Here is a 15,025-nt window from a genome sequence, read left to right on the forward strand (position 1 = left end):
CGCGCCAAGCCTTTTAAGTGAAGAAATCCTTCAGTTTTTCCTTGAAACTCTTGCCCGGCTTGAGCTCGCGCTTTTTGTTCAGCTCCGCCAGACGTTTGTAAAGGTCGCTTTCCTCGCGGGAGAGCCGGCTGGGCGTGTGCACGTTGATCCGCACGATGAGGTCTCCGCGGGAATCGCTGTACAAGCCCTGGATGCCTTCGCCCTTGAGGCGGAATTCGCGTCCGCTCTGCGTTCCGGCAGGGATCTTCATCTTGGCTTTGCCGGTGAGGGTGGGCACGATGATCTCGTCGCCCAGCACCGCCTGCGTGAAATGCACAGGGAAGTCGAGGACCACGTTGTTGCCGTGGCGTTCGAAGAGGTCGTCCTGCTTTTCGTTCACCTGTACCAGCAGATCGCCGTGGGGGCCATTACGCGGGCCAATATGGCCCTGTCCGCGCACCCGCAGGATCTGTCCCTCCTCCATGCCGCCGGGGATCTTGACCTTGATCTCTTTGGTCTTGGCCATGCGCCCCTCGCCGTAGCATTTGCTGCACTTGTTGCGGATGATCTTGCCCTCACCGCGGCAGGAAGGGCATTCGGAGACAGTCTGCATCTGCCCGAACAGCGATTGGCGCACGGTGCGCACCTGGCCTGTGCCGCGGCATTGGCTGCAGGTTTCGGTGTTGCCGTCGGCGCTGCCGCTGCCGTGGCAGACGTCGCAAGCTTCCTTGGCGTTGATCTTGACGGTTTTTTCGGTGCCGAGGGCGATCTCTTTAAGGCTGAGTGAGAGCTCGATGCGCAGGTCGCTGCCCCGGTTGGAGCGTTGCTGGCCTCCGCCTCGTCCGCCAAATCCCCCGCCGAAGAGGGTTTCGAAGATGGAGCCAAAGCCACCGCCGCCAAAGAGGTCGCTGATGTCTTCAAAATGGCTGAAATTATCCCAGTTGAAACCGCCGTTGCCGAATTGCTGATCGATGCCCGCGTGACCATACTGATCGTAGATCTGGCGCTTGTCTTTGTCGGATAGCACCTCGTAGGCCTCGGAGGCTTCCTTGAATTTCTCCTCCGCCGCTTTGTTGTCCGGATTTTTGTCTGGATGGAACTGCATCGCCAGCTTGCGATAGGCTTTTTTGATCTCGGCTTCGTCCGCTGTCTTGGGCACGCCCAAAACTTCGTAATAATCTCGTTTCGCCACTTCTACTCCTCTGCTTGCGAAAAAGGTTTGGCCCCGGCGGAGAGGCTTCCCCGCCGGAACCAATGCCGCTTATTTATCGTCGACAACCTCAAAATCGGCGTCGATGGGACCTTCTGATTGCTTGGGTTCGTCTGTTTGCGCTTCACCCTGGAAGCCCTGCTGATCGAAACCGGCGGGGTTGGGGCCTTCCGCCCCTTGCTGCTGCTGTGCCTGCGCATAAAGGATCTCGCCCAAGCGCTGCGCTTTGGAGGCCAGATTCTGTTTGATGGCTTCAAGTTCGGATGCCTCCGTGGCTTTCTCCATCTGCTCTTTGGCGCTTTTAACCTCGGTTTCCAGCTCGGTCTTTTCGCTTTCGCTCAGCTTGTCGCCGTAGTCGCGCAGGTTTTTCTCCGTGCCGAAGATGAGGCCGTCGAGCTCATTGCGCGCGGAGATGAATTCCTGCCGCTTCTTATCTTCCTCGGCGTGCATTTCCGCTTCCTTGATCATGCGGTCGATGTCATCCTTGCTCATGTCGCCGGCGCGGTCGATGTGGATGGACTGTTCTTTGCCGGTGCCCATGTCCTTGGCGGAAACGTGCAGGATGCCGTTGGCGTCAATGTCGAAGGTCACTTCGATTTGCGGCACGCCGCGGGGGGCGGAGGGAATGCCAACGAGGTCGAAACGCCCGAGGGATTTGTTGTCGCCCGCCATGGGACGCTCACCCTGCAGCACGTGGATGGTTACGGCGGTCTGGTTGTCCGCGGCGGTGGAGAACACCTGGCTTTTCTTCGTGGGAATGGTGGTGTTGCGCTGGATGAGCGGCGTCATCACGCTGCCCAGGGTCTCTATGCCCAGGGTTAGCGGCGTGACATCGAGCAGCAGCACATCGCTCACCTTTTCGTCGCCGGAAAGGATGGCGCCCTGGATGGCAGCGCCGATGGCCACCACCTCGTCGGGATTGAGGCTGCGGTTCGGCTTTTTGCCAAAGAATTTCTCAACGGCTTCCTGCACTGCCGGAATGCGGGTGCTTCCACCCACGAGCAGCACTTCCTGAATGTCGGAGGCGCCCACTTTCGCGTCGGCCAATGCCTGTTTGCAGGGACCAAGCGTGCGCTGCACAAGGTCTTCCGTGAGACGGTTGAATTCCGCCAGGCTGAGGTCGATGTTCAGATGTTTGGGGCCGGTGGCGTCGGCGGTGATGAAGGGCAGGTTGATGTTCGTGGTCTGCGTGCCGGAGAGCTCGATCTTGGCCTTTTCGGCGGCTTCGCGCAGGCGCTGCATGGCCATGGGGTCCTTGGAGAGGTCAATACCTTCCAGTTTCTTGAATTGGTCTAGCATCCAGTCGATCACGCGTTTGTCAAAATCGTCGCCGCCGAGGTGGGTGTCGCCGTTCGTGGAGAGCACTTCCACCACCCCCTGCGAGATATCGAGTATGGAGATGTCGAAGGTGCCGCCACCGAGGTCGTAGACGGCCACTTTCTGCTCTTTCTTGTTTTCCATGCCGTAGGCCAGAGCCGCTGCCGTGGGCTCGTTGATGATGCGCTTCACTTCCAGGCCGGCGACCCTGCCGGCGTCTTTGGTGGCCTGGCGCTGGTCATCGTTGAAGTAGGCTGGAACGGTGATCACGGCTTCGGTGACCGTTTGCCCCAGGTAGGCTTCCGCGGTCTCTTTCATCTTTGTGAGCACCATCGCGGAGATCTCCTGCGGGGTGTAGTCCTTGTTGTCGGTGTCAATGTGCACCGCCGCCTGGCCTTTGAGGCCGGACTTCACTTTGAACGGCACCTGCTGGATCTCGGAGCCGACTTCGCTGTAGGCGCGCCCCATGAAGCGTTTGATGGAAAACACCGTGTTGGTGGGGTTGGTGACGGCCTGACGCTTGGCCAACTGGCCCACCAGACGCTGTCCGTCCTTGGTGAATCCGATTACGGAAGGCGTTGTGCGGCCGCCCTCGGCGTTGGTGATGACGACGGGTTTTCCACCCTCAACCACTGCGACGCAGGAGTTGGTGGTACCCAGATCTATTCCGATTATTTTTCCCATTTCTTATTCCTCCATGGTACTTTTATTTTACTTCAATGTTTATTACATCGGCACCTTTGCCGCCGGAAGGCATTTCTTCCGTGGGCGGCTCGGTTTCCGTCTGTTTGTTTTCATGTTTGCCTGAAGAGACGGCCACGCGCACAGGACGCAGCACCTTGTCGTGCATGGTGTAGCCGTTTTGGATGACGGCAGCCACGAGGTTGGCCTCGTATTCGCTGGGAATATGGGCCAAGGCCTCATGCAGCGAGGGATCGAACTCTTCGCCGAGGGCTTCGATCTTGCAGACTCCCTCTTTGCCGAGGATGCTGCGCAACTGCTGTTCGATCTGCGTTACGCCCTTCACGAAGGCGTTGTCATGGTCGGCTGCCTCCTCCTGGCTGAGGGCGCGCTCGAAGTTGTCCATTACGTCGCAGATCTCCAAAGCCAGCTTTTGCGTGGCCAGCTTGATCCAATCGCTCTTTTCGGCGATGCTGCGGCGGCGGTAGTTCTCAAATTCCGCCATGCTGCGCAGGTATTTATCCTTCAGTTCCTGATTCTCGCGTTCCAGTTCGGCCACTCTCTGCATCGGGTCCGGCTCCTTTTGCTCTTCCTGCGGTCCAGTTTCGGTTTCAGCAGCCGCGGCCACTTTTTCGGAGGCGGCCTCCGCCGTACTTTCTTCCTGATATGCTCTCATTTCCAATTCCATGCCTTGTTTATCCTTTTTCTTTTTCACATCTCCTCCTATTTGGCCACCATCATGCCTTTGCGGGTGGTTTCGGTGATCGTCTGCGTGATGTCGCGGATCAGCGGGATCAGCTTGCGGTAATGCGTTCGCAAAGGCGCCACCACACCGAGGTAGCCGGGAATGCCGAACACCTCGTAGCGGCCGTAGATGAGGCAGAACTCCGTCCACTCGGGAACGTTGAAATCCTCGCCCATCAGCACGTTCACCTCTTTGCCGCTATCTTTGCTGCGCATCAGGTTGATCACGAGGTCCTGCCGCTGGATGAAGTTCATGAAACTGAGAATGTTACGTTTGCTGTCAAATTCAGGCTGCTCCAGAAACTTGATGCTGCCGTCATAGTTGATGAAGAAATCGCTGATATCCACGAAAGCCCTGTGCAGCTCGCGCAGGAAAGTGCTCACCATGGGATTGTCGCGATACATGTTTTCGCGCATCTCAACCAGCACTCGGTTGGCGATGTCGTAGATGCGGAGCCCGGCCAGTTCGTCGTTCAGATAGCGCACCAGCTTTTTAAGCTGCGCTTCTGTGAATTCCTGCTCGAGCTTCATAACCACGGTCTTGTCCAGTCCCGAATCGAGGCTCATCACGAAGATGTATTTGCCGTTGCCGATGGGAAACACTTCCAGCTTCGCCAGATAGCCGCCGGAGATCTCGGGCTCGGCCACAAAGCTGAGCTGGTCCGTCTCCTGCGCCAGCAGCAGCATTATGTAATGCAGCGCCAGCGGCGTGTCCTTGTAATGCTTGATCAGCAATTCGCGCAGCACTTCCATGTCCTTGAAACGCACGTTCGCGTGCTCCGCTTCGATGAGGCGGAGGTAGCTGCGATAGCCCAGGATGGTGGGCACGCGTCCCGCGGAAGTGTGCGGCTGGCTGATCTGAGCGGCTTGCTCCAGCTTCATCAGATCGAGGCGCAGCGTTGCCGAACTCACTCCGGTGAGATACTTTTCGTTCAGCACGCGTGACGACACCGGCTCGTTGCTGCTGATGTATTCATCAACCAGCGCGGCCAGCGTGGCATTGAGTCTGAGCTGATTTTTTTTCATGTCTCGGCGGTCACTCCCTTGGATATTTTAGCACTCACTTCGGTAAACTGCTAATCTAAGGACAAAGTAATCGAAAGCGAAAAATTGTCAATCGAAAAGTGAGACTGCTAAAAAATCCGCCCACCTGCTTGGATACAAATGCATGACTTCGCTGATCCGGAATGACATCGACACACCACCAACGCCAACCGCTCCCTCCTCCCCATCCATAAACCCTTGTGGTTTCGCCCTCCACAACATGCTAAATTCGGGCTGTCTTCGGCGACGGCAACAGAGGAGCAGCACCGTGGACAGAGACGGCAGATCTCACCTGCCGGTGGTCACGCAGCCAATAACAATGTCTCGCGCGCGGGGAACTTATCTGATGAACAAGCCTCTCAGCAGGATGATCTCGCCGCTGATCTGCAAGCGCAGGAAGAAGACGCCGCTATCGAACAGTCCCAGCGTGAGCGGATCGAGGGGGATTTCGTTGATGCCCGCTTTCACCGAGCATTCGCGCTCGCCCAGTTTCCGGCCTTTGGCGTTGTAGAGGGAAACGCGGACGCTGCCTGTGGCATCTCCAACCCCAAAGGACAGCTTCGCGGTGCCGGAAAAAGGGTTGGGCGTGAGACGCGGCGCCATTTCAGCGGTGGGCAAAGTGGGATCGTCAGCCGCGACGATGCTTACGGTAACTATATTCGAGGGATCGGAGAAATGGTCTCCGTAGCGGGCTTTCACATAGAATTCGTGGGTGCCGCCGCTGAGATTGGTGACGGTGTGGGTGAGGATACCGCCCTCCACGGCCTGGACGAGTTCGTCGTTCATGAAGATGTAATACTGGTCCGGCACAACGTAGGGCGAGGGCGGCTGCCAGCTTAGCACGACGCTGGCAGGCGGCATCTGCTCAGCGGAAAGGTTTCGCGGCGGCAGGTATTGCGCGCCGAGGCTGCCATTGCCGTTGATCCGCATGGCATAGATGTCATAGGCCGAATTGCCTTGTTCCCAGACCAGAACGCTCCAATTGTCGGGATGGGTATCACAGTCATAGTGCATTTTCGGATCCACGCTATTGGCCACCATCAAGCTGCCCTGCGTCCAAATCACTTCGTCTGCGGCATTCAAGCAGGTGGCAAAGAGATTATTGGTTCCGTATGCATAGAGGAAAACTGCTCCGGCAGGTACGAGGTAGGAGGCGATGGTATTGCATTCCGAGGGCCCGATGTCGATGTAGGCGGGCCCGGTTTCGCCCCAGAGGCGGTTTCCGCTGAAACTCATCAGCTGCCGTGCGAGGCCAGCGTTGTTCTGGTTGGCATCGGTTTCGCGGTAGAAGACGTAAACCTGCTGACCGGCAGTGTCCACGGCGATTTTGGGATAGTATTGCTGATTGGCGGGACTAACGCTCACGAGGCTGCCGTTCATCCCCATGCTGGCGCTTCCATCCGCGGCTATCCTTTGGCAATAGACGTCGTTGTCCATGTTGCTGTCGCGGTCTTCATACCAGGCCAGCACTGCGCCTCCCGCTCCGTCACTGGCAAAAGGGATGAGTTGCTGCCAGGCGGCGATCCCGCCCGCTTCGCTTACAGCTGCGGTCCACGGAAATGTCCCTTCCGGAGTGCCCTTCACCAAGTGAATGTGACGGGTGGGCGACCAATAGGGACCGGTGTCGTAATAGAGTTTGAGCAGAATGTCGTTGCCCACCCCCTGAATGATCTGCGGCCAGGTGTAGCTGCCAGCGGTGGACGACAATTCTATGCCGTTTTCGCCCCAAAGCTTCTGCCCCGCGGCGCTGAGGCGGTTGATCACGACAGAGGTGTTGGCAGGCCCCATGCGCTGCCAGGCGAAATAGCTGCTGCCGTCGGCGGAACAGAAACAGACAGGCGACATGTTGCCATAATCCATGTTGGTGTCATTGGACAGGGCAATGCCGTCGGCGCCCCAGAGGAATTGGCCAGCGGGGCCGATCTTGTAGGCCACAACGTTGTTCACGCCGGCGTTGCGGATGTCCTGGAAGACGATTACGGCGTTGCCGTCCGGATCAACGTCGAGGTCGTATTCGGTGAGCCAGGTCATCTGATCGTGGGAGCTGATGAGCAAGCCCAGCGGATCGGTCCAGATGTGGTTTCCATGCGTATCCATGAGGTTCAGGAACACTTGGTAGGCTCCGGATTGGGTGTCGAAACGGCAGATGTAGGTATTGCCGTTGGGCGCGATGGACACCTTGGGCATCACCTGTTCGCCAGTGAAACCGGCAATGAGAGTGGGATTATACGGATCCGCGCTCCACTCGGCAAAGAGGGCTGTCGCGACAAGGCAGGCAGCGAAGATCATAAAGATATGTTTCATGCTACACCTCGCTTGGTTGAATACCGCCATTTTTGGCCTTGGGGGATTTTTGGTCAAGCAATATTTTGGGTTCTCTTTCAAATCGGGTGGGTTAAGCCCCATGCGGAAAACGTCGGCGTGAGGGTGAAGTGGCCGGGGACCCTGTGGAGGAGTGCAACGGTGCCCTCTGGCCATTAAAGCCATTGCCCGGGTCCCGGACGCGCCTCCCGCCTGATAGCCGCGTTTGATGCGAGAATCAGGCGGGAAGCATGAGAGGAGAATGGAAGCGAGCGCTCAAGGCGTGACTGACAGGATATGGCGGTGGGTAAGCATTGCTGTCGCCCCCAGGCTTTACCCACCCGGTTTGGAAGAGAGCCATGTTTTATCCAAAGAGAAACCGGGGAAGGGAGAAAGAGTTGCATGGCGGTGGTGGTGCGCAAACCTTTTCTCCTTTGCCCTTTTGCTCTGTCGCTATTCAAACAACCAATCGTAGCGCGTAACCGGCAGCGCGTAGAGCTCGGTCTTGTCCAGCTCCAGCAGTTCCGCCAGCACATCGTATAATGACGGACTGGCGAGGCTTTTGCCGATCAGCAGGCGCGAGCCGTTCCACTCGGTGGAGGTGACGATGCGCTTGAGGTCATAGTCTTTGCTGCGGGTGGCGGTGCTTTTGGTAAAGATGTGCTCACTGGTTCGGAAAAAGTCCTGAAGGCGTTTCTCCACCCGCATACGCAGTTGATCAGGAATCCCGATGCCAACGATCTCGCCTGTGGGCAGCTTGCCTTTGCCGCTGAGGGCTTCGCTGCGCAGCAAACGGAATTGGGGGATGCGCGGCTGGGCCAAGGCATCAGCGATCTTTTCAGAGCTGTAAGCCTGATGGAAAGTGACGTCGCAGTATTCGCACACACTGGCCACGCCCAAAGGCAGCGGCGGACAGAGGCTCACCCGCGGATGGGGCGAAAAGCCTTGCGTGAAGACGGTTTCGAGCGGCATCTGCCCGATGAGGCGGAAAAGCATGCGCATCCAATCCAGATGCGATATGAAGCGCAGAATGCCGTCCTTGGCATACCAGAGTCGATAGCGGTGCTGGATCTGGCCCTGTTGGAGCTGGAAAGTATTTTTGTTGCTGACTTCCGCCGCGGGCGAAGCGTTGTAGGCGGGGGCGTCCACGGTCCTCACCACAGGGCCGCATATTCCACATTGGGAGCAGACTTCGCGGCAATCGGGGGTGGTTTCGCCAGCCAGCGCGTGAGCCCATTCGCGGCGCAGAAACTTCTTTGTGATGCCGATGTCCACGAAATCCCAGGGCAGCGGCTCCTCCCCGTCCCTTTCCCGCAGATAGTTCTCCACGTCGATGCATGTGGCGGTGGAAGCCTGTTCCCAGATGGAATAGTCGAAACACTCGTTCCAGCCGTCGAAGCGGGCGCCGAGGCACCAGGCGCTGTGGATGAGTTCGCCCACGCGGGCGTCGCCGCGGGAAAAGACGGCTTCCAGCAGTGAACTCTCTATGGTATGGTATTTCACGCGGATGCTGCGTTGGCGGGAAAAGGCCTGCTTCACCTTCAGGCAGCGGCGCAGCAGCTCCTCACGGGAAAGCATTGCTACCCATTGGAAGGGCGTGAAAGGCTTTGGCACAAAGGGTGAGAGGGTAACGTTGATCTGCAGGCGGCGGCTGAGGGAGGCGATCTTTTGAGTGAGGGTGATGATGCCATCTATGTCCTCTTCGGTCTCCAGCGGCAGGCCCACCATGAAATAAAGCTTGATCTTCTGCCAGCCGAGGTCGAGAGCGGTTTGCACGCCCTGGATGATATCCTCTTCGCTGAGGTTTTTGTTGATCACGTCGCGCAGACGCTGAGAACCCGCTTCGGGAGCGATGGTGAGGCCTTCGCGGCCAAGTTCGCGCAGCAAACCCACCATGGCGGGATCGAGGGCATCCACCCGCAGCGAAGGCAGCGATATGTGCGTGCGGTCGGTATCCACGGCTGCAAGCAAACCCGCCAGCAGTTCCTTCACGCGGCTGTAATCGCTGCTGGAAAGGGAGAGCAAGCCAGCTTCGTCCCAACCCGTTAGCGCCACTTCGCGCAGGATCTCGTCGCGCACTTCGGCGGCGTCGCGTTCCCGCACCGGACGGTAGAAGTAGCCGGCGTGGCAAAAACGGCAGCCACGGGAACAGCCGCGCATGATCTCGGACACGCAGCGGTTGTGGGTGGCGAGTTGCCAGGAAAGCAGCTGCGGGCTGTGCAAAGTGGCGCTGGCGCCGAAGCTGGTAAATTTGCGCGATATCACCCTTTGCCCCGCAGGCATCGCCGGAACATGGCAGCCGTCTAGCTTTGCCAGTTCCTCAAGCCGCCTTTCCCTATCCTTCACGCGGATGAATACGGCTGCTATCTCAGCGATGGCCTCCTCCGCCTCCCCAAGGAAAAATACGTCGATGAAGCAGGACAGCGGCAGGGGATTGGTGGCGCAGGGACCTCCCGCCATCACGATTGCATCGCCTTCCGCGCGCTCATTTGCCAGCACGGGAATGCCTGCCAGGTCCAGCGTTTCGGGAATGTTCGAATAGGTGAGTTCGCTTTGCAGGGTGATGCCCACGAGGTCAAAATCCCGCAGCGGGCGGCGGCTTTCGAGGCCGAAGAGGGGCAGCTGTTCGCGGCGCATGATGTCGATCATGTCCAGCCAGGGCAGATAGGCGCGGTCGGCCATCACGCCCTCCAAGCGGTTGACGATGGAGTAGAGGATCTTCAGCCCCAGATGCGAGACGCCCACCTCGTAAACGTCGGGATAGACAAAGCAGAAATTCACATCCTGCCAGGCTTTGCGCACCGCGTTGAGCTCGTGGTCGATATAGCGCGAGGGCTTTTCCACGCGGGGCAGCCAGGGCTCGATGAAAACCTCTTGCATGGCTAAAGAGAACGGATGCGGATGTTTACGTGGTGTTTATCGCCCCAGCGGAGGAGGGTTTTGCAGGCGGGATTGTCCTGCAGGTGTTTGCGGACGTTGGTGGCGCCGGCGGAGAGGTCCTCGAGGGTGTCGTCGTAGCGGCATTCCTGCAGGTAAAAGCGGTCGCCGGGCTTCAGCAGTTCCTGCACGCGGGCGATGTCTTTCCAGTCGAAGAGGCGTTCAAAAAAGGTGGTACGAAATTCGTATTCCTTACCGCTGCCGCGCAAGGTTTCCATGCTGCGGAGAATGTCCTCCACGGGCACTGAGGAGCGCGAAACCAGATGGTAAAGGTCGGCCGGCGCTTTCACGTCCATCGCCCAGTAGTCAACAAGTTCCTGCTCCACAAGGCTTTGCAGCACATCTGGATGCGAGCCGTTGGTGTCCATCTTCACGAGGAAACCCAGATACTTCAGTTTCTTCACGAAGCCGATCAGATCGGGCTGCACCGTGGGTTCGCCGCCGGTGATGACCACGGCGCCAAGTTTGCCTCTTCTTCGCCTGAGGAAATCCAGCACCCGTCCCGTCGCCAGAGGCTTTTCAAAGCGCGCGGGATCCACCAGTTCGGGGTTGTGGCAATAGGGGCAGCGAAAATTACAGCCCTGCGTGAAGACGATGGCCGCCAGCTGTCCGGGGTAGTCGAGCAGCGAGAACTTCTGAAAACCGCCTATCTTCATCAGAGCGCGTGATGCTTCGCGGGATCCGTCGCGTGGCTGTTCTTGATGGTGTCGAAAGTGGTGCGCAGCTTGAATTCGGCCTTTTTGCCCTCGTTCCATTGCGAGACGGGGCGCAGGTATCCCACGATGCGTGAGAAGACCTCCGTTTGCCTTTGGCATTGCGGACAGTGGGCCTGTTCGCCAACGATGTAGCCGTGTTGGGGGCAGATGCTGAAGGTGGGCGAAAAGGTGAAGTAAGGCAGGCGATAGTTCGAGCAGATGGTGCGCACCAGCTTGCGAATGCTTTCGCCGTGTTCAACCCTTTCCCCCCCAAAGATATGCAGCACGGTTCCGCCGGTGTATTTGGTCTGCAATTCGTCCTGGAGGTCGAGCACCTCGAAAATGTCGTCGGAGAAATTCACCGGCAGTTGGGAGCTGTTGGTATAGAAAGGCGTGGCGTCGCCGCAGTTGGCGCTGATGATGTCCGGATGGAATTTCTTGTCGAGGATGGCGAGGCGGTAGCTGGTGCCTTCAGCCGGCGTTGCTTCAAGGTTGTAGTTGCATTCGGTCTCTTCCTGGAATTCCACCAAACGTTCCCGCAGATAGTCCATCACTTTTAGCGCGAAGGCGCGTCCTTCCTCGCTTCCAAGGTTTTTGCCCAGGTAGTTCACGCAGGCTTCGTTCATGCCAATGATGCCGATGGTGGAAAAGTGGTTTTTCCAATATTGCAGAAAGCGTTCGTAGATCTTCTTCAGATAAAAGCGCGTGTAGGGATAGAGCCCGTTCAGAGTATAGCGTTCCAGGATCTTGCGCTTGATCTCGAGGCTGTTTTTGGCGATCTGCAGATTCTCTTCCAGCAGCGCGAGGAACTCTTCCTCGCTATGGGCACGGTAGCCGATGCGCGGCAGGTTGAGCGTCACCACGCCGATGGAGCCGGTGAGCGGATTGGCGCCGAACAAGCCTCCACCGCGGGCTTCCAGCTTGCGCGTATCCAGGCGCAGACGGCAGCACATGGAGCGCGCGTCGTTGGGATCGAGATCGGAATTCACGAAGTTCGAGAAGTAGGGAATGCCGTATTTGGCGGTGGCCTCCCACAGATAGCTCAGCTTGGGATCGTCCCAGCTGAAGTCTTTTGTGATGTTGTAAGTGGGTATGGGAAAAGTAAATACGCGTCCCTTGGCGTCGCCTTCGATCATCACCTCAAGGAAGGCTTTGTTCAGCATGTCCATTTCAGACTGAAAGTCCCCGTAGTTCTGCGCTTGCGGCTCTCCGCCAACGATCACGGGGCTGTCTTTGTAGATGTCGGGCGGCTGCAAATCCAGCGTGATGTTCGTGAACGGCGTCTGGAAGCCAACGCGGGTGGGCACGTTGATGTTGAAGATGAATTCCTGCAGCGCTTGCTTCACCTCGTGGTAATCCAGCTTGTCGTAGCGGATGAAGGGGGCCAGCAGCGTGTCGAAGTTGGAGAAAGCCTGCGCTCCGGCAGCCTCTCCCTGCAGCGTGTAAAAGAAGTTCACGATCTGCCCCAGCGCGCTGCGGAAATGCTTCGCGGGCGAACTCTCCACCTTGCCTTCAGCGCCGCAAAAGCCCGTCATCAGCAGGTCCATGAGGTCCCAGCCCACGCAGTAGACGGAAAGCTGGCCGAGGTCGTGGATGTGGATGTCGCCCTCGATGTGCGCGCGGCGGATCTCCGGCGGATATATCTTGTTCAACCAGTAGGTTTTGCTGATCTCACTGGCGATGTAGTTGTTCAAACCCTGCAGCGAATAGGCCATGTTCGAATTCTCGTTCACCTGCCAGTCGAGCTTTTCCAGATACTGGTCGATGAGCTGCACGCCGCCGGTGGAAAACATTTCGCGGATGCGCGCGTGCTGGTCGCGATAGATGATGTACGCTTTCGCCGCTTTCTTGTAAGGAGATGCCAGCAGCACCTCTTCCACGATGTCCTGGATCCTCTCCACTTCAGGAATGGCGGTATCTATGATCTGCGCCGCGAGGTTCACCACCCGCGCCGTCAAAACTTCGGCCGTGTCGCCCTCAAACTCTCCCGTGGCCTCACCTGCCTTGCGAATTGCCCGCACGATCTTGTGCTTATCAAAACTGACAATGTTGCCGTTGCGTTTCCGAATCTTCGAAAACATCACAACCTCCCTTGCGAAACATATCGATAATCTTTTCGCACGCATGGGTTTGTAACTTTTAGGCTCACTTTAACCATACGCGCGCCAATGCTGCGAATTGCATACAAACAGGAACTTAGCATTTCTGTCAAGCTAAACTTGCGGCTTTTCGGCACTATTTTTCCCAAAGCCGTCTGAGGCCTGAAGAAAAAAGATCCGGCGGGAGAGCAGGCATCATTTACGCCATATAAGCATGAGTCATATGCGCATGTTCAGCAGGAGGCTTTTGACCCAAGCTGAGCAGGAGTCATGCTCGCCAGAACAGCTTCCACAGGCTCCATTAAGCGCGCATGTGACTTATACGAACCACCCCACCGCTACTACCCGCACGAGCACTGCCCCCCTAAATGCTGTTCCAGCGAGAAAGCCAGACTATAACCGAAGCGACTCTTGCTTGTTGTGGGATCAGACTTTCCGCCGCCTCATTCACCAAACTGACAGATGGCGCGAGTTTCTACATCACGGGAATACGATGGCTGTCACATAATAGAATTTGAACTGGCAGCTCAGGTCAGTGTCTGCCACATATGTTGTTTCATACGGCGAACCGGGCAGCAATTCCCACGGCCCGTTTTCGGGATCAAAGCTGTAATATAAGTTGTAGAGGCTGACATCGGGGTTTGCGTCCCAGGAGATGACAACCCTGCCAAGATCAGGCTCGTAGACGATGTGGACGTTTTCTGGCGGAGGCGGGGGTGGAGGCGGTTCGTAAACCTGGATCTCGAACCACGGCGTCTCGTTGTTGGCTGGGTCCATATCGCCGTCAATCTGCACTATTCCTGAGATGTAGTAGGTGCCAGGCGCGGTGAAGGTCCATTCGAGGGGGATGCAAACCATTTGGCCTGGGGCGATGGGTTGGTCGGTGATGAGGATGCTGGTCGAAGTTCCGCTGGTCCAGTCGAAGATCCCGACAATATAGGTCTCTTCTGTCACGATGCCCAGGTTGTGGATGCTGAGGTCGAAGAAGGAAGGTATGTCCACATAGCCAGTGGCCGGGCTGGTTAGACTAATCGCGGCGAGGTCGTGCACATGAAACTCGGTGCTGCCCCAGGCGAAATAGGTGCTGCCGGACAAAATGAGCGCCACAGGAACGCTGCTCTGCACGGGATAGCGTGTGTCGGGCAGGATGGGGCCGATTCCCAGGGGATTTGATACCGCTCCCCAGGGCCCTTCAAGCATCATGGCCTGCACCAGGTAGGTCTGCTCCAGCGTTCCCGCCAGGTTGTCGCTGTTGCCGGTGCTGTTGTTGAAGCCATCCACCTTCACCACAGTCATGGGCGACAGATCAAGCCCGGAATTGATCACCACATGATACGACCAATCCCCCATGGCGGTCGTTAGCGGCGGATTTACATCTCCACAGGGCCTGCCCGCGATGCTCACTGTCACCGTCTGTCCCGCGGGTTCAGTGATGAGGCGGAATGGCTTGTATACGTTGCAGGTGATCTCCGTTCCACAGGGTTCGCTGCCCAAACCGAGGGGGTAGTCGATTATTGCCGGACCCGGCGCGAACAGCGGAAACTCCCGTCGCAGCGGACCGCAGATATAGGAGCCGTGATACCATTCCTCCGCATAGAGGCCCGGATCGACCCCATCCACTTCGCCGGGATTGCCGCAGGCGAGCACGGGCACGTTCGGCTCTTCGCATTGGATCACACCCCGCACGAGTCGCAGCCCGCCTGTCGTTTCTGTGCCGATCCTCAGAGGATAAGCCAATTGCAGCGTGCCCAGCGAATACATCGTCAGCCCGCCGGTGATGATGTGCTGTCCTCCGGCGTTGGTTTCTATCTCATGGCTCGTTTGCCGCCAGCGACATTCGGGATTTTCCGTGAGGAAAGCGCAGTAGGTGTAGTCGCGGGAAGTTACGTTCGGCTCATGTTCAATTAGAGTGGGTAAGTCCATCCATAAGGTACCCACAGCGTTGCAGAACTTTGAGCCTAAAGTAATCAAAGTCCTTGTAACCGTATGCTCTTTTCAGTAGGGTTTTGATTACGTTG

General features: G+C 57.6%; 9 protein-coding genes. All 9 read right to left on the reverse strand.

The annotated features are described in order from the left end of the window. Positions 1-13: 13 nt before the first annotated feature. Positions 14-1,171 carry a molecular chaperone DnaJ gene (dnaJ, locus tag LHW45_04785; protein ID MCB5284890.1) on the reverse strand — a complete coding sequence of 386 codons (1,158 nt, stop codon included), beginning with the start codon at positions 1,169-1,171 and terminating at the stop codon, positions 14-16. Between the two features lie 69 nt (positions 1,172-1,240). Continuing rightward, the gene (gene dnaK, locus LHW45_04790) at positions 1,241-3,190 is read right to left on the reverse strand and encodes a molecular chaperone DnaK (protein MCB5284891.1); all 1,950 of its coding nucleotides are present in this window, start codon (positions 3,188-3,190) and stop codon (positions 1,241-1,243) included. Positions 3,191-3,212: 22 nt separating this feature from the next. After that, a complete protein-coding gene (grpE, locus tag LHW45_04795) occupies positions 3,213-3,902 on the reverse strand; it encodes a nucleotide exchange factor GrpE (protein MCB5284892.1) in 690 nt (229 codons plus the stop codon). Positions 3,903-3,910: 8 nt separating this feature from the next. Further along, the gene (locus tag LHW45_04800; protein MCB5284893.1) at positions 3,911-4,957 is read right to left on the reverse strand and encodes a heat-inducible transcription repressor HrcA; all 1,047 of its coding nucleotides are present in this window, start codon (positions 4,955-4,957) and stop codon (positions 3,911-3,913) included. Between the two features lie 357 nt (positions 4,958-5,314). Further along, positions 5,315-7,279 (reverse strand): hypothetical protein, encoded by a 1,965-nt coding sequence (locus LHW45_04805; protein ID MCB5284894.1) that lies wholly within the window; start codon positions 7,277-7,279, stop codon positions 5,315-5,317. Positions 7,280-7,729: 450 nt separating this feature from the next. Next, positions 7,730-10,156 carry a TIGR03960 family B12-binding radical SAM protein gene (locus tag LHW45_04810; GenBank protein MCB5284895.1) on the reverse strand — a complete coding sequence of 809 codons (2,427 nt, stop codon included), beginning with the start codon at positions 10,154-10,156 and terminating at the stop codon, positions 7,730-7,732. A 2-nt stretch (positions 10,157-10,158) separates the two neighbouring features. Continuing rightward, entirely contained in the window at positions 10,159-10,869 is a 711-nt protein-coding gene (locus LHW45_04815) for an anaerobic ribonucleoside-triphosphate reductase activating protein (GenBank protein ID MCB5284896.1), read from the reverse strand. Next, entirely contained in the window at positions 10,869-12,989 is a 2,121-nt protein-coding gene (locus LHW45_04820; protein ID MCB5284897.1) for a ribonucleoside triphosphate reductase, read from the reverse strand. Before LHW45_04820 ends, LHW45_04815 begins: the two co-directional genes overlap by 1 nt. Positions 12,990-13,487: 498 nt before the next feature. Next, complete coding sequence (locus LHW45_04825; GenBank protein MCB5284898.1) at positions 13,488-14,930, reverse strand: hypothetical protein; 1,443 nt, start codon at positions 14,928-14,930, stop codon at positions 13,488-13,490. Positions 14,931-15,025: the final 95 nt, after the last annotated feature.

It is taken from the genome of Candidatus Cloacimonadota bacterium (assembly GCA_020532085.1).
GTDB lineage: Bacteria > Cloacimonadota > Cloacimonadia > Cloacimonadales > Cloacimonadaceae > Syntrophosphaera.

Excerpts from the sequence above, each read along its gene's own strand:
- dnaK (MCB5284891.1), bottom strand. The coding sequence starts at position 3,190 with ATGGGAAAAATAATCGGAATAGATCTGGGTACCACCAACTCCTGCGTC.
- LHW45_04800 (MCB5284893.1), bottom strand. The coding sequence starts at position 4,957 with ATGAAAAAAAATCAGCTCAGACTCAATGCCACGCTGGCCGCGCTGGTT.
- LHW45_04805 (MCB5284894.1), bottom strand. The coding sequence starts at position 7,279 with ATGAAACATATCTTTATGATCTTCGCTGCCTGCCTTGTCGCGACAGCC.
- LHW45_04810 (MCB5284895.1), bottom strand. The coding sequence starts at position 10,156 with ATGCAAGAGGTTTTCATCGAGCCCTGGCTGCCCCGCGTGGAAAAGCCC.
- LHW45_04815 (MCB5284896.1), bottom strand. The coding sequence starts at position 10,869 with ATGAAGATAGGCGGTTTTCAGAAGTTCTCGCTGCTCGACTACCCCGGA.
- LHW45_04820 (MCB5284897.1), bottom strand. The coding sequence starts at position 12,989 with ATGTTTTCGAAGATTCGGAAACGCAACGGCAACATTGTCAGTTTTGAT.
- LHW45_04825 (MCB5284898.1), bottom strand. The coding sequence starts at position 14,930 with ATGGACTTACCCACTCTAATTGAACATGAGCCGAACGTAACTTCCCGC.